Annotated in this window: 13 protein-coding genes; 2 read left to right on the top strand and 11 right to left on the bottom strand. The window is 36.7% G+C overall.

Features of this window, described 5'->3' with window-relative positions; all coding sequences use genetic code 11:
* Positions 1-7: 7 nt before the first annotated feature.
* The 3 genes from BW946_RS18475 to BW946_RS18465 form a co-directional block, all read right to left on the bottom strand.
* Complete coding sequence (locus BW946_RS18475; protein WP_076597569.1) at positions 8-2,968, bottom strand: SusC/RagA family TonB-linked outer membrane protein; 2,961 nt, start codon at positions 2,966-2,968, stop codon at positions 8-10.
* A 484-nt stretch (positions 2,969-3,452) separates the two neighbouring features.
* Positions 3,453-4,199: a glycerophosphodiester phosphodiesterase gene (locus tag BW946_RS18470; RefSeq protein ID WP_076597568.1), complete on the bottom strand. Its 747-nt coding sequence runs from the start codon at positions 4,197-4,199 to the stop codon at positions 3,453-3,455.
* A 173-nt stretch (positions 4,200-4,372) separates the two neighbouring features.
* Positions 4,373-7,459: a TonB-dependent receptor gene (locus BW946_RS18465; protein ID WP_076597567.1), complete on the bottom strand. Its 3,087-nt coding sequence runs from the start codon at positions 7,457-7,459 to the stop codon at positions 4,373-4,375.
* Between the two features lie 324 nt (positions 7,460-7,783).
* On the opposite strand from BW946_RS18465, the gene ligA reads away from it, so the two are divergent.
* A complete protein-coding gene (gene ligA / locus BW946_RS18460; protein WP_076597566.1) occupies positions 7,784-9,790 on the top strand; it encodes an NAD-dependent DNA ligase LigA in 2,007 nt (668 codons plus the stop codon).
* Positions 9,791-10,095: 305 nt separating this feature from the next.
* On the opposite strand, the gene xerA is transcribed toward ligA, so the two are convergent.
* A complete protein-coding gene (gene xerA / locus BW946_RS18455) occupies positions 10,096-10,923 on the bottom strand; it encodes a site-specific tyrosine recombinase/integron integrase (RefSeq protein WP_076597565.1) in 828 nt (275 codons plus the stop codon).
* A gap of 304 nt (positions 10,924-11,227) precedes the next feature.
* Between xerA and BW946_RS18450 the strand changes: the two genes are divergently transcribed.
* Positions 11,228-12,805 (top strand): T9SS type A sorting domain-containing protein, encoded by a 1,578-nt coding sequence (locus BW946_RS18450; protein WP_076597564.1) that lies wholly within the window; start codon positions 11,228-11,230, stop codon positions 12,803-12,805.
* A 194-nt stretch (positions 12,806-12,999) separates the two neighbouring features.
* Here BW946_RS18450 and BW946_RS18445 read toward each other — a convergent pair whose 3' ends face one another.
* The 7 genes from BW946_RS18445 to BW946_RS18415 all read right to left on the bottom strand — a co-directional run bounded on the left by BW946_RS18445 (position 13,000) and on the right by BW946_RS18415 (position 23,279).
* Positions 13,000-14,715: an ATP-binding protein gene (locus tag BW946_RS18445; protein WP_076597563.1), complete on the bottom strand. Its 1,716-nt coding sequence runs from the start codon at positions 14,713-14,715 to the stop codon at positions 13,000-13,002.
* A 5-nt stretch (positions 14,716-14,720) separates the two neighbouring features.
* Positions 14,721-15,830 carry a histidine kinase gene (locus BW946_RS18440; RefSeq protein WP_076597562.1) on the bottom strand — a complete coding sequence of 370 codons (1,110 nt, stop codon included), beginning with the start codon at positions 15,828-15,830 and terminating at the stop codon, positions 14,721-14,723.
* 56 nt (positions 15,831-15,886) lie between these two features.
* Positions 15,887-16,972, bottom strand: a complete 1,086-nt coding sequence (locus BW946_RS18435) for a porin (RefSeq protein ID WP_076597561.1) — start codon at positions 16,970-16,972, stop codon at positions 15,887-15,889.
* Positions 16,973-17,041: 69 nt separating this feature from the next.
* Positions 17,042-17,599, bottom strand: coding sequence for a potassium-transporting ATPase subunit KdpC (gene kdpC / locus BW946_RS18430; protein ID WP_076597560.1), 558 nt, complete (start codon positions 17,597-17,599; stop codon positions 17,042-17,044).
* A gap of 10 nt (positions 17,600-17,609) precedes the next feature.
* Positions 17,610-19,649 carry a potassium-transporting ATPase subunit KdpB gene (gene kdpB, locus BW946_RS18425; RefSeq protein ID WP_076597559.1) on the bottom strand — a complete coding sequence of 680 codons (2,040 nt, stop codon included), beginning with the start codon at positions 19,647-19,649 and terminating at the stop codon, positions 17,610-17,612.
* A gap of 175 nt (positions 19,650-19,824) precedes the next feature.
* On the bottom strand, positions 19,825-21,519 hold the full coding sequence (kdpA, locus tag BW946_RS18420; RefSeq protein WP_076597558.1) for a potassium-transporting ATPase subunit KdpA: 1,695 nt from the start codon (positions 21,517-21,519) through the stop codon (positions 19,825-19,827).
* A 437-nt stretch (positions 21,520-21,956) separates the two neighbouring features.
* The gene (locus BW946_RS18415) at positions 21,957-23,279 is read right to left on the bottom strand and encodes a sigma-54-dependent transcriptional regulator (RefSeq protein WP_076597557.1); all 1,323 of its coding nucleotides are present in this window, start codon (positions 23,277-23,279) and stop codon (positions 21,957-21,959) included.
* Positions 23,280-23,962: the final 683 nt, after the last annotated feature.

Below are 23,962 nucleotides of genomic sequence, written 5' to 3'. Positions count from 1 at the left end.
TAAGATTTTAGAATTTAATATTTAACTGAAAACCAACTGTTCTTGCTGTCGGAAGCTGCCCCATTTCCACTCCCGGAGTGATGGTTGCATTATCCAAAGTAGCCACTTCGGGATCAAACATTGGAAATTTGGTCCACATCCACAGGTTCTTTCCGAAAATGGCAATGGTAAGATCATCCAGACCTATAGATTTGATGGTTTCTTTCGGGAAGGAATAGGCAATTCTTGCGTCTCTCAGTTTTATAAAATCTGTACTGAAGCTGTTGGTTTCCACATTGGCCCTTCTGTAATAATCTCCGTAATAAGAAGATACAAGTACTCCTTTTGTGTTCGTACTGAAAGATCCGTCAGGGTTCTGAACCACTCCATCTCCTACAATCATTCCACCAGGATTGTCTCTTCCCGGAAGGGTAGATTTCAGCTTGCCTTGTTCAGACATTTTATGATGTGACTGAGAATAAGCAATACCACCATACTGGCCGTCAAATGAGAAGCTTATTGTAAAGTTTTTAATTCGGAAATCATTCTGAAGACCAGCTCTCCATTTCGGGAATGCATTTCCTACTTTTTCAATATCTGCAGGTCTTGCAGGAAGTCCGTTGTCGCCATAAATTACTTTTCCGTCCGGAGTCCTCAGTAATTTAAATCCATACATATCACCAAGTGAGCCTCCTGTTTCCATTTTATAGAATACTACATCTCCTACGTTGGAAACGATACCATCAAACCCTTCAGGTAAGGTCATCACTCTGTTTTCGTTGGTAGACCAGTTTCCCCCTACTTTCCATGAGAAGTCTTTACCTTTTACCGCTAAGATATCCACTGAAAATTCCAAACCTCTGTTTCGGATTTTCCCTGCATTGATAATTCTTTTTGAGTATCCGCTTTCTGAGGGCAGCGAAACAGGGATAATCTGGTTTTCACTGAAATTCTGATACGCAGTAAGATTAAGATTCAATCTGTTTTTGAAAAGGCTGAAATCCATACCGGCTTCAATATTGGTATTTTTTTCAGGTTTAAGAGAAGGATTATTAAAGATCGTAGGTGCTACTACACTTCCTGTAATGTTACTTGCTGAATAATAGTTATCCAGAAGATAAGGATCACTGTCTATCCCAACTTTTGCCCATGAAGCTCTCAGTTTCCATAAGTTCAGATTATTGCTTTTCAGATTAAAAATATCTGATAAAATGAAACTGGTACTTACTGAAGGATAAAAGAATGATCTGTTCTGCTTCGGAAGCGTAGAACTCCAGTCATTTCTTCCGGTAACGTCCACAAATATTTTATTGTCATATCCAAGAGTAAGCAATCCGTACACACTGTCAACATGTTTATCTCTTGGTGCCGGATATTTAACCGGAATATTAAGTGCATTGGTAAGACTATATTCTCCGGCAGTTTTCAATCCGATGGCCTGATAATCATTCAACAGGTATTCATTATAACGGATACTTCCTCCTGCAGAAGCGGAAATACTGAATTTATTCCAGTCTCCTTTATAAGAAAATAAAAGGTCGTTATTATATTCCTGGTTTTTGATAAACTGTTCTCTATAGAAACCTTTCAGGTAATTGGCAGAACTCCATGGTCTTTTGGTAGTTCTTTTTTCGTTCAGAATTTCAATTCCTGACCTCAGCATCAGACTGAAATTCTTATTAAACTGATAATCTGCAGTGATATTTCCTGTAATGGTTTTCTTTCTCACGCCATTCAGCATTTCGTAAGCAATCATATAAGGGTTATCAATATAGGAACTGAACGGATGGATCTGATCAACCTGTTCCTGGCCCGGCTTCCAGATCGGCTTATACCATTCAAGGTCCACATTGGGATTCTGGAAGATCATGAAATAAGAGATCGACTGATTGTTGTATCCTGTCGCAGGAAGATTATCACTGGAAGTAGTGTTATAAGCAAATTTGGTTGATATTTTTAATTTTTTGGTTAGCTGATGGGCAAATGACAAAGCAAAATTGAATCTGTCAAAACCAGTATTAGGCATCATCCATTCGTTATTAAGATAGGTTAGTGAAGACCTGAAACTTGTTTTGTCATTGGAGCTTTCTACTGAAATACTGTTGGAGTAGGTAGAACCTGTTCTCCAGAAACCTTTGATATTATTTTCATAAGGCCTCCACAATTGTCTTTCCTTGCTCTGTCCCATCACCTCAGGATCATATTGGAAATAATACTGTCCGGCGAATTTAGGTCCGAAAGCACTACTGGTACCTCCGGTACTTGGACCATCCGGAGAAAGACCATATGAGTAGTAAAAACTTCCGGCATTTGTGGCCAGTGTTCCCTGTCCGTATTCGTATTGCCAGTCCGGCCATTTCAATACGGAATCAAAGCTTGAGGAAGAGTTAAAAGTGACTTTTAGTTTTCCGTTCTTTGTTTTGCCGGATTTTGTGGTGATCATTAAGGCTCCATTGGCAGCACGGGAACCATATAATGCAGCAGCAGAAGCTCCTTTCAATACGGTTACAGATTCAATGTCGTCCGGATTGATGCTGTTCAGTCCGTTTCCAAGATCGATGGGAACATCACCTCCAGAACCAGCTCCGTAGGCCGCCGTACCGGAACCTGTAGTAGAATTTCCCAATGGTACACCATCCACCACAATCAGAGCATAGTTATGATCCATCATAATTGATTTCTCTCCTCTCAGGGTAATTCTGGAAGTCCCAAGCGGTCCTGCTCCGGCAGTCTGGATTTTAAGACCTGCCACTTTTCCTTCCATTGATTGCGCCCAGTTGTTGTTCTGGGTTTCTTCAAATGTTTTGGCTTCTACTTTTTCTGCAACATAGCCTAAAGCTCTGTCATGTCTCTTAATTCCCAAAGCAGTAACTACTACTTCATCAAGTCCTTTAACTGTGTCTTTTTTAGCTTTCTGCTGAGCTGCCAGATTGACACTGACAAATCCTAACAGCGACAAAACCAACAGTTTTTGTGTCTCTTTACGCATTTCCTTTTTGTTTGCGCAAAATTAGAACGACATTACAAGGATGACCTTAACACAATTTTAACGTTTCTTAAAAATTAATTAAACCACATATTAATCAAACCTTAATAATATTACATAAATTATTAATTATCAAGAAAATAATTAATTAATCATTTTTAATACCAGTCTCCGGCTGTATTTATGTATCTTTATTGTCTTTTCTTGAGATAATACCACACAAAACATGTAACAAATTGATTTACAGATAAAATAAATATTATCTTAATAATATTTATTTTCATTATCATTACAAAGAAGAGCTTATTGTCTAAAAACAAACAGTCTGCCCTTTAAAAGGAGGCAGACTGTGTAAATTATAATTATTGTTGGTTTCATTGAGAAGTGTTGTAAACCCACTCGTCAAAAATTTTTTAAATTTTTACAACTCCCGGAGGAGGAGAATATTTTGCCCTTCGTTACACTCTTTGTGAGAAGCTTAAAATAGTTACTTATTCTTTAACTGATCAGGAATATTGGTTGTTACAAATCCAATTCCCTGTTTTTTCAGTTCATCATATACAGCAACGTCATTCACTGTCCAGGCATTGGTAATTAATCCTAATGCTTTTGCATCAGCAATCCAGGTTGGGTTTTTCTGGAAAACACTGTAGTGATAATCCATTCCATCCAATCCTTCTTTTTTGATTTGTTCAGGAGAAAGTTCTCCGTTCAGATATTGTACTTTAAAAGATGGAGCAAGTTTTTTGATCTCTTTACAGATATTAAGGCTGAAAGAAATAAACTCACTTTGAGATTCCAACTTCATATCTTTGATCATTTTGATGGTTTTCTGCGTAATCTCATTTTCAATTTCCGGAGTTTTTGCAGGTTTGATCTCCACAATCAGTTTCAGAGACTTATCTTTTTTTCCTTGTTTCAAATAATCTTTTAAGGTGGGGAATTTTTCTCCGTTGGATAATTTCAATGATTCCAGCTCTTTGAAAGTGGTTTCTGAAATTTCCATTTTACCGTGGTGCTCATCGTGGTTGATCACCAATACACCATCTTTTGTCATTCTCACATCAAATTCAGACCCATATACTTTTAACTTCTGGGCATTTTCCAGTGATTGAAGTGAATTCTCCGTTGTTGGAGGCTGAGCCTGGAAATATCCTCTATGGGCAATAATCTGGGTTTGTGCTTTCATCATAACTGTACTTAAAACTGCTAACCCTAAGATAAAATTTTTCATAATATAATTTAAATTATTAAAAATAAAGTCGTAAAACTTCCTGATAAAGGTAGTTATTACAAAATGGAAACCACAAAGACATAAAAGATTTTCTGGCTAAAACTAAGGTTTCAATACCCATTAATCTGCCGTTTCAATTTCTTTTATGTCTTCTGTGGTTTTAAAAAAAGATATTAGAAGGAGTATTTCGCTCCGATCTGAATCTGATATGGATTTCCGGATAGAGGAACCAGTCCACCTCCACTTACGTTTTTGGTGTATTCGTACTGCATTGTGTCTTTATTGAACTTGGTTACTTTATACAAAGATGTATTATTATATGATTTGTTTACCCCCCATTCTTTGTTGAGAAGATTGGCTACGTTGAAGATATCTACGGAAAGTTCGAAAGCTCCCACTTTATCAAATTTAATTTTCTTCGCTACACGAACGTCCCAAACTCCGTAGAAACCGTTTTTACCTCCGTTACGTTCTGCAATTTTTCCATTGTATTCGCTGATATAATCTTTCAGAGCCTGCCCTACCTGCGGATCATCCAGAACAGCTTTGGTGAGGTTCGGGAAGATAAAAGCAAGGTCGTTGGAATCTACGAAGTCTCCATTGATGTTTCCTCCTGTAGTTGCAGAGAAACGCGTTCCACCTATTCCTGAATATCTGATTCCCAGTGTAAATCCGGCAATCGTAGGCGAGTTACCATAAATAACGACTTTATTACGGAACTGGTTGTCAGAATAGGTCATTCTTAAATCTCTCGGGTCACTCTGAATCATGGTAGACAATGTTGCAGAGTTCGCTACATTTCCGTTGTAAGAAGTATTGTCTTTAATGTCCGACCATGTGTAACTTGCTGTGATTTCTCCATCTTTCCAGTAACGGTAACTTGTATCTAATACGAATGAGAACTGGTTTACTTTACCATCACTCACTAATTCCAGTACTCTTCCGAAATTTTTATTAATTCTTCCTGCTTTCCAGTCGAAACTTACACTGTTATTGGCATTATTGGTAATGGCAGTTGTAGGGATAAATACTCCTCTTCCTCCTTCATTAGCTAAGGTAAAGAAAGGATTGGCCACCATGTTTCTGTCATAGTAATAGTAGTTGTTTCTGCCTAAAGCCATGTATCCTGCGATTCCCGCTCTGAATCTCTCATTAAAGAAGTGGGTATAAGAGATATTCGCTTTATAAACAATTGGAATTTTTGCGTCTTTACCGGTATAGTTGATGGTTGGGATCTGATACTGGGAAAGTGAAGGCACCGAATTATAATCATTTCTATAGCTGTTAAAATCCGGCGTAAGACCAATAGCTGTAGGATTCACATCCACAGTTGCAAGGTGCTTCCCGTCAAATACAAGATTGTTGATGATCATATAATTGTTGATATCCGAAGAGAAAATTCCGGCACCAAACTTAAGGAAGTCTTTATTTCCTTCATTGATATTCCAGTCAAACTGGAATCTTGGCTGGATCACAAATGATTTGATCTGATTATCCGTTCTGATTCCCATTTCATCAAACAATTTCTGATTAAATTCTGCTTTTGGATAACCACCGTAATCTAATCTTAAACCAGCCATTAAATCAAGACCTTTAGCCACTTTGGTCTGGAATTGTCCGTACAGACCGATGTTCCATATATTTGATCTTACAGACGGATCTGCCATCAAAGGAACTTCTCTGTAGAATCTGTAGGGCGTCATTGCATCAAAATTACTCATTCCCTGAAAATGGAACCTACCGTTTACCTCACTTCCGTATACCGATTTCGCTGTTGTATACATCAAATCAGCTCCGAAAGTATATTTTACCTTATCCGTATTGTAATATAGGTTGTCTACGATCTGGAATACATTATTCCTAAAGCTTTCCTGTGCAAAACGGTGCCCTCCGATCTGAATATTAGTAGATCCGGCACCTGAAGCTACTCCTTCCACAATTGCTCTTGGTACAGGTTTTCCCAATTGATTGTTCTGGTAACTATCCTGGAATGTATAAAGGTACTGTGCCTTTAATTCGTTGGTTAAATTAGGCCTCAGATTTGACCTTAAAGTTAATAATAAGCTATTGTCAAGGTTTTTATCATTTCCGTACGACTCAAAAAAGTTGATATTGGTATTGTCGCCCAGTCCGTTTTTATTAAGATCGTAAGTAAAGTTATTTCTAAGGGTTAATAAATGCTTTTCATTGATCTGCCAGTCTAAACGTAGAAATCCGGCATCAGAATTTCTCACTTTATCAAACGTTCCGAACTGCGGGCTGTTTCCTACTCCATATTTTGCTCTTGCAATATCCAGGAACTGATTCAGCGTCTGCGTGGTTGTATTGAATCTCTTCTCATCATCCGGAGATTTGATATCAGCAATCACCAATGGTCTTGAATCCAGCTGATGATCCCATGCTACGAAGAAATGTAATTTATTTTTAATGATCGGACCCCCCAATGAAAACCCGAACTGCGAAGTGGAGAAATCATTGTTTCTTTTATTTCCTCTGATATCATAGGGACTGGAAAGCCAGTTGGTTCTTAAATATTCCCAGGCACTTCCTGAAAATTTATTGGTTCCTGATTTGGTAACAGCACTTACTGTTCCTCCTCCACTTCTTCCTAACGTAACATCATATTGGTTGGTTGTGATTTTGAATTCACGTACGGCTTCAATGGAGATTGAAAACGGAGCACCGCTTCGGCTGGTGGTTGATCCTGCGGAAGTGGGATTTTTTGCGGTCATCCCATCAATGGTAAAGTTGGTAGAAGAACCAAGCTGTCCGGAAAGGTTTCCACCTTTTCCACTTAAAGGAGAAAGTTCCGTAAGATTGGTGAAGTTCCTTCCGTTCACCGGAAGCATGCTGATGTTTTTAGCAGAAATTGCTGTAGCCGCTCCAAGGTTTCCGATCTTGTTTTTAAGGTTTCCTGTAATTTTTACTTCCTCAATAGCTTTTTCATTTCCCAGATCCATATTTACGGTCACCTGATCTCCGAAGTTCACACTGTAACCTTCTTTTTTATCATCCTTTACAATGACAGTGTAAGGCCCGCCAAGAGGAATTTCTTTAAAAATATATTCTCCTTTTGAGTTAGTTTCGGTTTCCGTTCTGAATCCTGTGGACTCGTTCACGATCGTTACTTTCACTTTTTCCTGAACCGTACTTCCCGGTCCGGTAACTTTCCCTACAATAGAAGCCTGTGTGGTCTGTGCATAAGCCATTGTCCCAAGCCCTAAAAACAATAATCCCAGTACAATCTTTACTTTTTTCATTTCTTCCGAAGATCTATATTATTAATTTTTTGATATTCGCCAGGAAACCTCTTTGATTTTCATATTGATAGATTAATCTGAGGTTTCTTTTAATTGGACGTGCAAAGGTATTTTGACTTTAGCAGCAGGGTGTTTAAGAAAGCTTTAACATTTTTTTAATTAAATCAGAACGTTATGTTAAATTACTTTAAACAAGTGTTTTAATTTCTGTAAAACCAATGTATTAAGGTGTATTAAGCATTTTTAATTTTCCTGTAGTATTTTATTCTGTTATTTTTTAAATGCAATTACTTTAGTTATTTTTGCCCAAAAGATAGAAACCCAATGTCTGAAAACATTCAACAAAAGATAGAACAGCTCCGCAAGGAACTTCACCAGCATAACGAAAACTACTACCAACTGGATACTCCTACTATTACAGATTATGAATTTGACATGCTTCTGGAGGAGCTACAGGATCTGGAAGCCAGGTATCCCGAATTTTATGATGAAAATTCTCCTACCGTTCGTGTAGGTGGTGGTGTTACCAAGGTTTTCCCTACCATTCAGCATAAATTCAGGATGTATTCTCTGGATAATTCTTATGATTTTGATGATCTGGAAGACTGGGAAAAGAGAATCATCAAAACCATTGAAGATCCTGTGGAGTTTGTTGCTGAACTGAAGTATGACGGTGCATCCATTTCTATCCTTTATGAAAACGGAAAACTTTCACAGGCGGTTACCCGTGGTGACGGTTTTCAGGGAGATGAGATTACCCCGAATGTGAGAACTATTTCAGATATTCCTCTGACTTTGAAGGGTGATTTCCCCACTCATTTTTTCATGCGTGGGGAAATTTATCTGACCAGAAAAAACTTTGACAAAATCAATAAACTGCGTGAAGAAGAAGGTCTTGATCCCTTCATGAATCCAAGAAATACAGCCAGCGGAAGTTTGAAAATGCAGGACAGCGCTGAGGTAAGAAAACGCGGACTTTCTTCGGTATTGTATCAGTTTATTTCTGATGAAGTTCCTGCAGAAACCCATTGGGAGCTGCTTCAGAAAGCTCAGAGCTGGGGCTTTAAAACATCACAGCAGGCCAAATTATGTAAAACGATGGCTGAGGTACAGGAATTTATTACGTTTTGGGATACCGAACGTCATAATCTTCCTTTTGAAATTGACGGAATCGTTTTAAAAGTGAATTCATTACAGCAGCAGAGACAGCTTGGCTATACAGCCAAATCTCCACGTTGGGCAATGGCTTATAAATTTAAAGCAGAAAAGGTAGAGACAGAACTTCAGAGTGTGTCTTATCAGGTGGGAAGAACGGGTGCTATTACTCCTGTTGCCAATCTTAAACCTGTTTTACTGGCCGGAACCATCGTAAAAAGAGCTTCTCTACACAATGAAGATATCATCAAAAAGCTGGATCTTCATGAGAATGATTTTGTGTATGTAGAAAAAGGAGGTGAAATCATTCCGAAAATTGTAGGCGTAAATACAGATAAGAGAACGGAAGAAAGCAAAGAAATAGAATATATCAAACATTGTCCTGAATGTGGTACTGAGCTGGTAAAAATTGAAGATCAGGCGATTCATTTCTGTCCGAACGAACTTCATTGCCCGCCACAGGTTGTAGGAAGAATGATTCACTATGTTTCCAGAAAAGCGTTGAATATTGACAATCTGGGAAGTGAAACGATTGAACAGCTGTATAGAGAGAAACTGATTGAAAACCCTGCTGACTTCTATGTTTTAACGAAAGAACAGCTTCTTCCCCTGGAAAGAATGGCTGAGAAATCCGCGCAGAATATCATCACAGGAATTGAAAAATCTAAAGAAATTCCTTTTGAGAAAGTATTGTACGGAATCGGGATTAAACATGTAGGAGAAACGGTTGCCAAGAAACTGGTAAAAAACTTCCCAACAATTGAAGAACTGAAAAATGCTACGGTAGAAGAGCTTTGCCAGGTAGAAGATATCGGAGTTAAAATTGCAGTAAGCATTGTTGATTTCTTCCAGAATTCTGAAAACGTCTTAATGATCGAGCGTTTAAAGTCTTACGGAGTACAGCTTGAAAAAGGAGAAAGTACCAACGAAGTTTTATCCAATGTTCTGGAAGGAAAAACATTCCTTTTCACCGGAAAATTATCATTATTTACCAGAGAATCTGCTGAGGAAATGGTAGAAAAGCATGGCGGAAAAAATATTTCTGCCGTATCAAAGAACCTCAATTACCTTGTGGTAGGGGAAAAGGCAGGAAGCAAGCTGAAAAAAGCTCAGGATATCGGAACCATTGAGATTCTGGATGAACAACAGTTCCTGGATTTGATTGATAAACAATAAATAATACATTTTCAATAACAATCAATAAATTAAGCCATTGAGATATAGTCTTAATGGCTTAATTGTGAATAGTAGCTAGCGGAATTAAGTAAATCCGATCTTTTGTATCGTATCTATTTCTCTCTTAATACTTCCTAGATTTACCCCAAAATATCAACTTTATTCTTTAGGACTATTTCATTTAATATGGGAATTACCTATTTTCATTATCTTTCGCTTTCAAAATGAAATTAGCTCATTATATATAAAAAAGTAAAATTTACCAAAGAGAATATTTGAGTAAGATCTAAATAAAAGTCCCTTTATCATTTTAAAGAATCAAGAGGGCTTTGTATTGCTCTTTTTTTCACGTCTGTAATATGTGTATAAATTTGAGTTGTAATGAGGCTATTGTGCCCTAATAGTTCCTGTATATATCTAATATCTATCCCATTTTCTATCAGGTGTGCTGCAAAGCTATGCCTTAAAATATGAGGTGTCACCAATTTTGATATTTTAGCATGAGCTGCTGCTTTTTTTACAATCTGCTGTACACTTCTTGTTGAATATTTATTGCCTCTACTCCCTTCAAAAAGAAATACATTAGGTTTATACTGCAGAAAGTATTCTCTTAGTAAAGGCAAAATAGTTTTTGGGAGCATCACATATCTGTTTTTTCCATTTGGTGAAGTAACAGAGATCATACATGATTTTACATCAAAATCTGAGGTCTTCAAACTCACCAGCTCGTTTACCTTTAAACCGCACCCGTACAAAAGACTTATAACTGATTTATGTTTTAGATTTTCTACAAGATCCAACATTCTTATTATATCTTCTTGACTGAGATATTCAGGAAGTGGATATTTAACGTTTTTGGGATATAAGTGAGAAAGTGAAAGCTTCTTATTGAACATCAACTTATAGAACAACTTAATACTTCCCAGAATAAACTTCTGATAGGATTGAGAAATTTTTTTTTCTTTTATTTCATTACAGATATATTTTTCTACACTGTTTTCATCAACTTTTTCTATTGAAGCATCCTCTAAAGTTTTAAAAAATAAGGCTAATGTTGACAAATATGTTTTTATTGTAGCTTCAGTATACCCTGAAACTTCAAGTTCCTGTTTAAAGATCTGTAAATTTTTCATCTGTGTGTTTTGACAAAAATACAAAAGATTCATTAATCCAAAAAAAATAAAAATATCCAATTTTAAAATAATCAAATGCTTTTCAGTTATTTAAATATAAAAAACAAAAATTTAAAATTAATAGATTAACGAACATTCTATAAATCAGACCCACATAATGAGTAATTTTAAAATCTAATATGCAATCTGCTTTACTCTTTATACATCAACTTATCAATGATTCCCACATAACCCCTTTTATAGAAAACTTCAAAGATCCAGTACTAAACTGGTAATTATTATCAAAAAATACAAATTTAAAAATATGAAAAAAACATTATTCTTTTTTCTTGTCTGTGTCAATTTTCTGTCTGCACAATCAAGTCTGATCAACGTAACCAATTTTTGTGGAACTCAAAATATTTCAGGTAATATTATAAATTATACCGGTTTTGCACAAATAGGTGATTTTCTATTGATTCGTTCGCCAGGAGGATGCTATCTGCCTGATAATAGTTCAACTTTTTCGGTCTGGGCATATAATGGGACAGCCAGTCCTTATAAAATTAAATTCCCTGATGGCAGTGATTTTAACAGTTTAGGAACTTTAACATATAATGATATCGTAAAAGTTGGTGAAAGGGTATATTTAAATTGTGATTCAGCAGAAAATTCAAAAGATGGGCTGTACTTTTTTGATCCAGCTATTTCAACAACTCATTTATCGAAAGTAATAACAGATAACTTTCCAGCAGATTGTAAAGAATTCAAGAACCTGGCAAAGTTTAATAATGGTATTATTTATGAATCCTTTGTAAATGATAATTGTTTTTATAACCCCGGCTCAAATTCTTCTAATTTTTTATTTCATGATTTCAGAGATGGTAATTTTGCTTATGGAAGTGTCAGGTTTTTTAGTAATTCTGATTTTAATGGGAACTTTTATTATACAACTATATCGGACACTGTTAACAGTCCTTTAATTAAAAAATATAATCCTTCTTCTAATACTACTGAAGTTATAACAAGCTCTCCATATCCAAATAACCCATACCCCAGCAGTCAAATTATTTTTTCTAATAAATTATATTATATTAATAAAAACAACAATGCAGGAGTAGAGTTATTTCAATTCGACGGCACATCTGAAACCTGTATAGATATCAATCCCGGAACAGCTTCTTCATATCCAAATTTATTAACTATTGTAAATAATAAAATGTATTTCACCTGTTTCTATAATAATAAATACTATTTATATAAATATGATGGCAATACCCCCCCGGAAATCATTCATGAAAGCACTTATAATTCAGTAGATTATTATTCTGGACTGTGCGAATTCAACAATACTCTGTATATCACCAAAACTTATCAATATAATGCTTCCGGTCAATTTAATACAGAATTATATAGATATTCTGAAAATACAAATGCTTTACTATTGGTAAATACTTTTTTTAATTTTTTTACTACCGTTGCAGCTTCCCCATTAATTACATATACCGCTCCACAATTTTATGAAAATAAGCGTGGTCATCTAATTAGCTTTAAAAACGAACTTTATATAGTGGGTCATAAATTAAATAATAGTAATCAGCGTATTGGTGCACATAATGATATTTGGAAAATAGGCAATTCATCATTACAAACTGAAGAAAATAACCTGTCTACCATACAATATTATCCTAATCCTACAAAAAATGATTTAAATATCGATTTTGAAAAAAATCATAAATCTATAGAAATCAATGTTATTGGAATAAATGGACAAATTATTACAAACCAAAAATTTTATAATAGCAAAAAAATAGAAATCAAATTACCAAAATCAAGCGGAATATATTATATCTCATTAACATATGACGATAAAAAGAACACAATAAAAATAATTAAAGAATAATTTCTTTTTGATGGGTGAAAAAGCCTGAAGCAAATTAAAAAAGCTCAGGATATCGGAACCATTGAGATTCTGGATGAACAACAGTTCCTGGATTTGACTGATAAACAATAAGTTTCCACAATATTTTCTCACTAAAATAAAACACCTTATAGGTTTATAAAACCTATAAGGTATTTGAATACGTTATTTAATCCTTACGAAACAGGCAGTCTGAAATAAAACGTACTTCCATTATTCAGGGAACTTTTTACTCCTATTTCTCCGTGTTGTTTTTCAATGAAGTTTTTTGAAATAGCCAAGCCTAATCCTGTTCCATTCTGATGTTCTCCCGGCACCTGAAAATAGCGGTCAAAGATCTGACGGTGGTACTTTTCATCAATCCCGCTTCCGGTATCAATAATACTGAACTGAATGAAAGAATCCAGCTTTTCTACTACAATCTTAATATTTTCGTCCTGAAAAGAGTGCTTTACCGCATTGGTAAGAAAATTATTCATTACCCAGACGGTTTTGTCAAAATCAGCAGTCACAGCATCGTTATCTTCCAGAAGATATTCTGTACTGATGGAAATATTTTTCTGTTCGGCAAGCTTTTCAACATTTTTTACAGCAGTCTGCACAATTTCTTTAGGAGAGCATTTTTCCACTGTCAGTCTTATATTTCCGGATTCTACCTGGGAAAGATTAAGCAATTCTCCTGTGATATCCAATAAACGCTGTCCGTCTTCATTGATGCTCTTCAACAATTCCTGCTGTTGCTCGTTCAGTTCTCCGAACTTTTGGTTTCCAAGAAGTTGAACACCCATTTTGATCGCAGAAATCGGAGTTTTCAATTCATGGGAAATGGTCGCAATAAAGTTGGTTTTAGCAAAATCCAGTTCTTTAAAAGGGGTAATATTTCTTAACAAAATTACCTTTCCGATATATTTTTTCTCTTTTTCGCCGGTTTTTACAATATTGATGGGAATAATATCCTGTTCAAAATAATTTTCCTTGTTATCGCGAACAATTTTAATCGGATCTTTTACCGGATGATCTATATTTTTCAGCAGTTCACGCATCAGATCATTGTTGATGGCTACTTCATGCGCGGTTTTTCCAATAATATCTTCTTTATGGAGATTGGTGATCTTCAGCGCTTCGTCATTGATCATGTAGATAAAATGATGCTCATCCAGACCAATAACCGCATCATGCATATTATTGACCAGGGTTTCGATCCGTTTTTTATCCATCAATTGCTTGGAAAGTGTACTGCTTTCGTACTCCTGAAGTTTCTCTGCCATCGTATTGAATGAATCTGCCAGACTGCTGAACTCTTCACTTCCTTTAAAATGAACTCTTTCATTATAGTTTTTGTCGGCAATCTGTTTGATACTGAACGTAAGCTGATTGATAGGCTCAGCAATGGTCTGGGGTAAATTGAAAAGCAATATAAAAGCAATCAGAAAACATACGGTTCCCAAACTTACAATCCAGAAAGTAGCGTTTTCTGCTGTAATAATGGCGATATCACTCTTTCTTTCTATACTTTTCATATTCAAAGACATAATCTTCGCCAGATCTTCCCGGATGAGCTTTTCTTTATGAATATCAGGCGCTTTCAGATAGCTGTTGAAATGCATATTAAGGTTTTGCGTGGCTTCTTTTTCTCCAAATTCTGTAAGGTTTTTTTCCTGCAGTTTATTATTTTTCCGAAAGTCTGCTATGGCTACGGTACTGTCTGTACTGATATTATCCAGTGCCAGAAGCATATTTTTGGAAAATTCCAGACTGTTATAATTGGCCGTAAGAATCTTTTCAGTATCGGATTTTAATTTGTTGATGTATACAGAACCTATCACTGAAAGAAGCACGATCAGCAGAAATAAAAGGCCCACGCCTAAGGTAAGTTTCGTTTTAAGTTTCATTATTTTTATGATAAAATAATAATATCTATCTGTCTTTCATTCAGCCTGTTCATAAGGGTATAGATCCAGCTGTAGCCTGACATTCGCTGCCAGAAACTGGCATGAGGCTTTCCAATGCAGACCGTGGTGATATTATGAGCAATCACATATTCCAGGATTCCGTTATGAACACTGCTTTCCTTGATCCGGACTACTTTGGCGCCCAATTCCTGTGCTAAATTAAAATTATTAATTAAATACCGCTGTTTATCCAATGCTATTTTTTCCGGATTTTCAGAAGGTTTCTGAATGTACAAAACAGTCCATGGACTGTTGTAATAACTGGCCAATCTTGCTGTTTTGCGGATAATTGTTTTGGCAATTTTTTCATTACTGCTGATACAGGCCAGAAATTTTACAGGTTTAAAATTTTCGGTTTTAATTTCAGTTTCCACCTTTCTTTCCACGTGAGTAGCTACTTCTTTTAAAGCCAATTCACGAAGCTGCAGAATATGTCCGCTCTGGAAAAAGTTACTGAGAGCCGTCTGAATTTTTTCTTTTTTATAGATTTTCCCCTCTTTTAAGCGGGTCAGCAGCTCATCAGCCGTAAGGTCAATATTAACTACTTCATCTGCCAGGGCCAGAATCTTATCCGGAACTCTTTCTGTTACTTCTACTCCTGTAATTTTCTTTACCTCTTCATTCAGGCTTTCGATATGCTGGATATTCATGGCGCTGATCACGTTGATTCCGTTATCAAGAATTTCCAGCACATCCTGCCATCTTTTTTTATTTTTAGAGCCTTCTACGTTGGTATGGGCCAGCTCATCCACTAAAACAACTTCAGGATGTTCATTGATAATGGCCTGAAGGTCCATTTCCTCAAGATTCTTTCCTTTATAAAAAACCGATTTCCTTTCAATTTGAGGAAGACCTTCTACCAGAGCTTCAGTTTCTTCCCGTCCATGAGTTTCAATATACCCGATTTTTACATCAATGCCATTTCGCAAAAGAGAATGCGCTTCCTGAAGCATACGGAAACTCTTTCCTACCCCTGCACTCATCCCGATATAAATTTTGAATTTTCCTTTACGGGATTTTTGAATCAGTTCTAAAAAATCTTTTGCTGATGACATTGATTTTATTCTTTTTAATTTTACTTTAAGCACTTTTTTCTGTGGCTAAACCGGTTTTAGAACCAGACTGCTAAGCTCGATGTTATATAGAAATTTCCTTTTTTAAATTCATCATTTTTAGCAAAAATGGCATCTTTTGAAGTAAAGCCTCTTGCTTCTGTGCGGAAAATTACATTTTTGAATACTGCATAATCTACATTGAGAGAGTATCCGAAAGTCTGAAATCCATTAGGTGTTTCAGTACTGATAATCACACCATTTTTATCATTATAATATTCCAGTCTTCCTGCCAGCGCCCATTTGTTGTCCAATTGATATTTCATCTGAACATTCGGGCTGTACCAGATATTATACTGCTCGCTACCCTTTGATTTTTGCTCTGCACCAATATCAAATCCTAATACCGCAGAAAACTGATCCGTTATCTGGAAGCTTCCATACAAATCATGGAAATAACGCATCCTTTTGTCCTCTTTTGCTTTATCATTTCCTATGAATGAGCTGCTGTTCAGGGTAATTTTATCATTCGGTTTATAAGTCAACTGATGTCCGAAAGAAATACTCTGGTTTCCTTCAGGTTTGGCAATACGCTGCCATCCGTTCAGTACCAATCCGCTTAAAAACCATTTCCCATTATCTGAGGTATAAGAAATTTTGGCTCCGGTTTCGAAATAGGGTGAGTTTTCGGCAGCCAAACTTCTTGTCAGATTCAAATTATCCCTTCCTATGGCACTTTCCCAGCCGATATGTGAAGGCATGATTCCGGCATCAATCCACAGATTTTTATTTTTTGATATTCTGATCCCTACGTTGGCTTCATTGATATACCGCAATGCATTTTGCTCCGCAGCCATATTATCTTGTGCATAAGTTCCTGCCATCAAAGCAATATTGGCGCGGATATTTTCGCTTTGGTAATTGGCCTTCACCAATCCCAGATTAAGATTCATTTCATTATGTCTGTTATAGGAATAGAGAAAATTTTGACGCATATGATTTCCGGGCTCATTAAAATCGTAGGTATAAAAGAGTTCTGCATAAGCGGAAAACGTAACTTTATTGCCAGTTTTTAAAGAATCTGATGATTGTGCTTTGGCTAAAAACAGCCCTGATAGCGTAGCTATAGCTAGATATTTTTTCACTTTTATTATAAGGTATATTAATCATGTCAAGGTTTAAAAGCTTACCATGAGTATCGTTTATTAAATGTATTATTTTAATTGATCCAAAGCAATATTAAGCTTCAGAACATTCACTTTTGAGGGTCCGAAAAGCCCTAACAACGGCTTTTCAGTCTGATTATTAATTAAGCTTTTAATTTGCGCTTCTGAAATATTTCTCACTTTTGCAATTCTCTTCGCCTGATACAATGCTCCTTCTTCAGAAATATCAGGATCCAGGCCGCTTCCACTGGCTGTAACAAGCTCTATAGGGACTTTTGCATTTACCATTTCAGGATTATCCATTTTCAAAGTATCGATTCTTTTCTGTACAGTTTCCAGATATTCTTTATTACTTGGACCTTTGTTGCTTCCACCACTTCCCGCTGCATTATAATTGACAGAAGAAGGACGGCCGTGGAAATACTTTTCAGATTTGAATTCCTGCCCGATATTGGCATAAAATTTCTGCCCTTTGTCATAAATAACTTCTCCGTTTCCTTTGTTGGGAAGTATTTTAGATCCTCCGTATACTACAGCCAGATAAATACCTGTCACCACCAGCATTACAAGTGTTAATCTGAATGCTGAAACAATATGATTTTTCATTTTTTAAATTTTAATAGAATAAACTGATTACCAGATCAATGATTTTGATCCCTATGAACGGAACAATTACTCCGCCAAGGCCGTAGATCAAAAGATTCCTTCTCAATAAGGCACTCGCACCGATTGGTTTGTACGCCACACCTTTCAAGGCCAGCGGAATCAGGAACGGAATAATCACTGCATTGAAAATCACCGCTGATAAGATGGCTGTTTCCGGGCTGTGAAGATTCATAATATTCAGCTTCTGCAGGGAAGGAATGAAAGTGATAAATAGTGCAGGAATAATGGCAAAATACTTCGCTACATCATTCGCAATACTGAAAGTTGTCAGTGTTCCTCTTGTCATCAACAGCTGCTTTCCGATTTCCACAATTTCGATCAGTTTTGTAGGGTCGTTATCAAGGTCTACCATGTTACCTGCTTCTTTTGCAGCCTGCGTTCCGCTGTTCATAGCTACACCTACATCGGCCTGTGCCAGTGCCGGAGCATCATTCGTACCGTCTCCCATCATCGCTACCAGCTTACCTTCCTGCTGTTCCTTTTTGATGTAATTCATCTTATCTTCAGGCTTGGCTTCCGCAATAAAATCATCTACTCCTGCTTTTTCTGCAATGAATTTTGCTGTCAGAGGATTATCTCCGGTTACCATTACCGTTTTTACTCCCATTTTTCTAAGTCTTTGAAAACGCTCCTGAATTCCGGTTTTGATGATATCCTGAAGTTCAATAACGCCCCATACTTTTTCATTAACAGCTACTACTAGAGGAGTTCCTCCGTTTTCAGAAATTTTGGTTACCGCATCCTGGGTTTCCTGCGGGAAGATATTCCCGGCTTTTTCAGTCAGTTTTTTTATCGTATCATAAGCTCCTTTACGGATTCTTGTTTCATCAAAATCAATTCCTGAAGTTCTTGTTTCCGCAGTAAAATCAATATAAGTAGGATTGGAAACCAATAAATCTTCGGCTTTCAAAGCACTCAGTTCTATGATTGATTTTCCTTCCGGTGTTTCATCCGCTACGGAACTTAGTGCAGAGGCTTTAATGAATTCTTCAATCTGAATTCCATTGGCAGGATGAAATTGGGTTGCCTTACGGTTTCCAATGGTGATTGTTCCGGTTTTATCAAGCAAAAGAACATCAATATCTCCCGCAGTTTCTACGGCTTTACCGCTTTTTGTAATTACATTGGCTCTCAATGCTCTGTCCATCCCTGCAATCCCGATTGCAGAAAGCAGACCGCCGATGGTTGTCGGAATAAGACAAACGAAAAGAGATATAAATGCCGCTATGGTAATCGGAGTCTGCGCGTAGTCTGCAAAAGGCTTTAAAGTGAGGGTAACAATAATAAATGTAAGAGTGAATCCCGCTAAAAGTATGGTTAATGCGATTTCGTTTGGTGTTTTCTGTCTTGATGCTCCTTCTACAAGAGCGATCATTTTATCTAGAAAGGATTCTCCCGGTTTTGTAGTTACTTTTACTTTAATTCTGTCTGACAGCACTTTTGTACCTCCTGTTACAGAGCTTTTGTCTCCTCCCGCTTCACGGATAACAGGTGCGCTTTCCCCGGTAATAGCAGACTCATCAATGGTAGCAAGACCTTCTATGATCTCCCCATCCATTGGAATCTGATCTCCGGCCTCACAAAGGAAAATATCGCCTAATGTCATTTCAGCAGACATCTTCAGCCTTGTTTCTACCTGAAAACCGGGTCTATTATCCAACACTAATTTGGCAGGAGTTTCTTCCCTTGTTTTTCTAAGGGTATCAGCCTGTGCTTTTCCTCTTGCTTCTGCGATAGCTTCTGCAAAATTGGCAAACAGAACGGTGAAAAATAAAATAATAAATACTAAAAAGTTATAGGAAAAGCTTCCCTGAGATTGATCACCGGTAAGGCTGAACATGCTTACGATAAACATGACAATGGTTCCGATTTCCACCAGGAACATTACCGGATTTTTAAACATAATTTTCGGATTCAGTTTCACGAAGGACTGTTTGATCGCTTCGTTTACCAAATCTCTTTGAAACAATGTTTGTGACTGATTTTTCATTTTTTTGAAAGAATTTATATCATTGTAAATCAATAGTAACCATTAAGTTCTGCCAAATAATAAGGATAGATATGGATAATATTAAGTGAACGTTTCGTAAGTATGAGACTAGCTTCCTCAAACTTTTCAGCATACTTAATGGTTGAATATTGATTATAATTTTTAATGTTCACATTTATTTTGAGAAATACTGAATCTGCTCTGCAATAGGCCCTAGGGTTAATGCAGGGAAGAAAGACAATGCTGCAATCAGTAAAATCACTGCCAGAGTCATGAATCCGAAAGTAGCCGTATCTGTTTTCAGTGTTCCTGAACTCTCAGGGATATATTTCTTCTGTGCCAGCAGTCCTGCAATGGCTACCGGTCCTATGATCGGGATGAATCTTGAGAGCAGCAGTACAATTCCGGTTGAGATATTCCACCATGGTGTGTTGTCTCCCAATCCTTCAAATCCGGATCCGTTATTCGCTGCTGAAGAGGTAAACTCGTACAGCATTTCACTGAAACCATGAAAACCTGGGTTATTCAATGTTTTTGCTCCAAATTCCGGCATATAAGCTGTTAAAGCTGTCCCTGCAAGAATTAAGAAAGGATGGAATAAAGCCACGATCATGGCAATCTTCATTTCTTTGGCTTCAATCTTTTTACCCATAAACTCAGGCGTTCTTCCTACCATAAGACCACTGATAAACACGGCCAGAATGATAAAGATGAAATAGTTCAGAATTCCGACTCCGCAGCCTCCGTAAAAGCAGTTGATCATCATCGCCAAAAGTTCATTCATCCCCGAAAGAGGCATAGTACTGTCATGCATTGAATTCACTGATCCCGTTGAAATTACCGTGGTTGCAATACTCCAATAACCGGATGCTGCACTTCCGAAACGGATTTCTTTACCTTCCATGGCACCGAGGCTGCTGTCTCCTCCCATTTGTGTAATCAAAGGATTCCCTCCCGTTTCATTTACAATATTCGGAATGGTAAGCGCCAGAAAACCAACGGTCATTACGGTAAAAATCACCCATGACAATTTTCTTTTCTTCAGATAAAAACCCAGGGCAAATACCAGGGCAAACGGAATGATCATCTGAGTGACCATTTCTGTCATATTGGTCATATAATTAGGATTTTCAAGCGGATGTGCTGAGTTCGCTCCGAAAAATCCACCTCCATTAGTGCCTAAATGTTTAATGGCAACAAATGCAGATACAGGCCCTCTGGAAACATTTGCTTTTTGCCCTTCAAGTGTTATAACATGATCCTTTCCTTCGAAAGTCATCGGACTTCCGTTGATGGAAAGTATTAAAGCAACAATTACACTTATCGGAACCAGAATTCTGATCATTGATTTTGTAAAAAAATCATAGAAATTCCCAAGTTCAGTACTTGTTTTTTCTTTAAAAGCTTTGAAAAGAACAGCCATAGCCGCCATTCCCGTTGCAGCCGTAACAAACTGTAAAAACATCAGATAAAGCTGGCTCAGATAACTTACTCCCGTTTCTCCTGAATAGTGCTGTAAATTACAGTTCACTAAGAATGAAATGGTGGTATTAAAAGCCAGATCAGGCGACATATTCGGGTTTCCGTCAGGATTTAAAGGAAGCCACGCCTGATTCATTAAAAGAAGGAAACCTATGATGAACCAGATCAGATTAATGGCCAGCATGGCGTACATATTCTGTTTCCAATTCATCTGACGGGTAGGATTAATACCCGATATTTTATAAATTAACTTTTCAACAGGTTCAAAAACCGGGTCAAGAAAAGTTTTTTTGTATCCATAGACATTAGCTATATATTTCCCTAAAAAAATTCCGATAACTAATGTAATAGCAAACATTGCTATAACGCCTAAAATTTCTGTATTCATGATCAATTAAAATTTTTCAGGTTTCATTAAAACATAACAGATATACACAAAGGCAAGTATTGAGAGGAAAAATAAACTCCACATAATTTATATTCTATCAAAAAATTCAACTGATTTATATAAAAGCCAAAACAATACTGCAAAAAGCAGCATTAAACTTATGAGCATCATATCTTAATCATTAGGGTTAAAAGGGTTAACAATACGTACGATACAATCAGCAGACTAAAAGTCGAGTGCTCCCGTTTTTTAAACGTTTTTCTTGAAATTGTCATTTTTAAATATTTTATTCAGAGACTATATGCCAAAAGAAGGTCCATTTTGAAAAACAAACATTCAAAACACTGATTAACAATATATTAAACTAAAACATCTCACTGTATAAAAACAGAAAAGCCTATCAAAATGATAGGCTCTTTATTAAAATGATAATCGGTTTATTTTAATCCGTATTCTTCAAGCTTCCGGTATAAGGTGGCAATTCCTATCTCAAGGAGACGGGCAGCTTCTGCTTTATTTCCTTTAGTATACTGCAATACTTTTTGTATATGTATCTTCTCAAGCGACCTGATGCTTAGGGAATCACTTTCCGGAGCTGTTTTTTCAGAATAATGAGGAAGACTCTCTGCATCAAGGACATTGTTATCCATTAAAATCAGGCTTCGTTCTACAGCATTTCTCAATTCACGGATATTCCCTTTCCAGTCATTTTTCTCCAGTGCTTTGTAATAGTCCGGATCTACCTGAACCGCTGTCAGATGAAGTTTATGAGAAAAAATATCAATAAAATGCCTGGCAATTGCCTTTAGGTCTTCTTTTCTTTCTCTTAATGGAGGAAGTGTGATTTCAAATACATTCAGTCTGAAATAGAGGTCTTCTCTGAAGTTTCCCTGCTTTATTTCATCTTCCAGATCTCTGTTGGTTGCTGCAATTAATCTGAAATCTGACTTTGAAACTTTAGTTTCACCCATTTTGATAAATTCCCTGGTTTCCAAAACCCTGAGAAGCTTTGCCTGGAGTTCTATAGGCATCTCACCAATTTCATCCAGAAACAGAGTACCTCCGTTAGCTTCTTCAATCAATCCTTTTTTATCTTTCACTGCTCCGGTAAAGGCACCTTGTTTATGACCAAAAAGTTCACTCTCCAGAATTTCTTTACTAAATGCTGAACAGTTGATAGCCACAAAGCTGTTTTTCTTTCTGTCGCTCCCTTCATGAATAGCGCTGGCAAAAACCTCTTTACCCGTACCTGTTTCACCTGTAAGAAGAACAGCAGCATCCGTTAAAGCCACTTTTTCAGCCAATTTCTTAGCCTGCAAAATTAATGGAGATTTACCGATAATCTGATCAAATCCTTTTGTCACAGCCTGCTGAACAACTCTTGATTTGTTATCTTTCACTTTATCAAGAGCTTTATATACCAATGGAATTATTTTCTCATTATCATCTCCTTTCACCAGATAATCATAAGCTCCATTCTTCATAGCCTGCACCGCATCCGTAATATTACCAAATGCAGTCATAAGAATAATTTCAATTTGAGGATATTTATTCTTGACAGACTTTACCAGCTCTACACCAAAAGCATCAGGCAGGCGCACATCGCTCAGAACAACATCAAACTCATATTGCTCCAGCATTGTCATTGCCGACCGTGCCGTAGAAGCTTCTTTTACATTAAAATTCTCTTGGGAAAGGATCATTCCTAACAATTTAAGGAGTTTGATCTCATCATCGATGATCAGAATATTTCCTGACATTATAATTATTTTTGGAAAACTAGTACAAACTTATTGAATTTATTCGAGTAAAATAGGGTTATAGGAGGAAATAGTTTACTGAAGGACTCTTGAGATTTCAGGAGCTGTTTCCCGCTATCCATTCATACTCCTCGCGCCTGTGCTTTCCCACACTCAAACCCATTCACCCTCCAACACAAGCTGTGGGGTAACCATTCCTATCGGGGCTAGGATGGTGAATGAATCATCAATGATAAATTATAAAATGATGTGACAAGGTCAGGGTACGGGTTCCGTGGTTATCTTTTCCAATAGCGTTATTGGTTGCAATGGGGTTATTTCTTTTTATTTGGACTGCTTCTTTCCTACTGTGTCATTCCGCAGGAATCCAGCCAACTTTATTAGAGTCTTAAGAGTTCAAAGGTTAAAAAAGCAAAAGTAATACTGAGTTATTTGATAATACTTTGTTCAGACTCCTGCGGAGTGACAACTGGAGTGTATGCTGTCCAGCATAAGTAATAAATGATAAGTGATAGTTGATCAATGATAGTTGATTGATGTATCGTTTATCAATTATTACTCATTGCTCATTATGTATGAGTTTAGGTGTTCCCTGCTTGGGTATAAAGCAAAAAAAAATCCTTTATCAATAAGATAAAGGATTTTTAAAAATAAAATAAAAACTGGCGGCGGCCTACTCTCCC

Origin of the sequence: Chryseobacterium sp. RU33C (assembly GCF_900156015.1) — a bacterium.
GTDB classification, from domain to species: domain Bacteria; phylum Bacteroidota; class Bacteroidia; order Flavobacteriales; family Weeksellaceae; genus Chryseobacterium; species Chryseobacterium candidae.
Note: the sequence above shows the minus strand (reverse complement) of the source record. Positions and strands in the feature narration are given on the sequence as shown.

Coding starts and splice junctions, on each gene's coding strand:
- BW946_RS18475 (WP_076597569.1), bottom strand. CDS start 2,968: ATGCGTAAAGAGACACAAAAACTGTTGGTTTTGTCGCTGTTAGGATTT.
- BW946_RS18470 (WP_076597568.1), bottom strand. CDS start 4,199: ATGAAAAATTTTATCTTAGGGTTAGCAGTTTTAAGTACAGTTATGATG.
- BW946_RS18465 (WP_076597567.1), bottom strand. CDS start 7,459: ATGAAAAAAGTAAAGATTGTACTGGGATTATTGTTTTTAGGGCTTGGG.
- ligA (WP_076597566.1), top strand. CDS start 7,784: ATGTCTGAAAACATTCAACAAAAGATAGAACAGCTCCGCAAGGAACTT.
- xerA (WP_076597565.1), bottom strand. CDS start 10,923: ATGAAAAATTTACAGATCTTTAAACAGGAACTTGAAGTTTCAGGGTAT.
- BW946_RS18450 (WP_076597564.1), top strand. CDS start 11,228: ATGAAAAAAACATTATTCTTTTTTCTTGTCTGTGTCAATTTTCTGTCT.
- BW946_RS18445 (WP_076597563.1), bottom strand. CDS start 14,715: ATGAAACTTAAAACGAAACTTACCTTAGGCGTGGGCCTTTTATTTCTG.
- BW946_RS18440 (WP_076597562.1), bottom strand. CDS start 15,830: ATGTCATCAGCAAAAGATTTTTTAGAACTGATTCAAAAATCCCGTAAA.
- kdpC (WP_076597560.1), bottom strand. CDS start 17,599: ATGAAAAATCATATTGTTTCAGCATTCAGATTAACACTTGTAATGCTG.
- kdpB (WP_076597559.1), bottom strand. CDS start 19,649: ATGAAAAATCAGTCACAAACATTGTTTCAAAGAGATTTGGTAAACGAA.
- kdpA (WP_076597558.1), bottom strand. CDS start 21,519: ATGAATACAGAAATTTTAGGCGTTATAGCAATGTTTGCTATTACATTA.
- BW946_RS18415 (WP_076597557.1), bottom strand. CDS start 23,279: ATGTCAGGAAATATTCTGATCATCGATGATGAGATCAAACTCCTTAAA.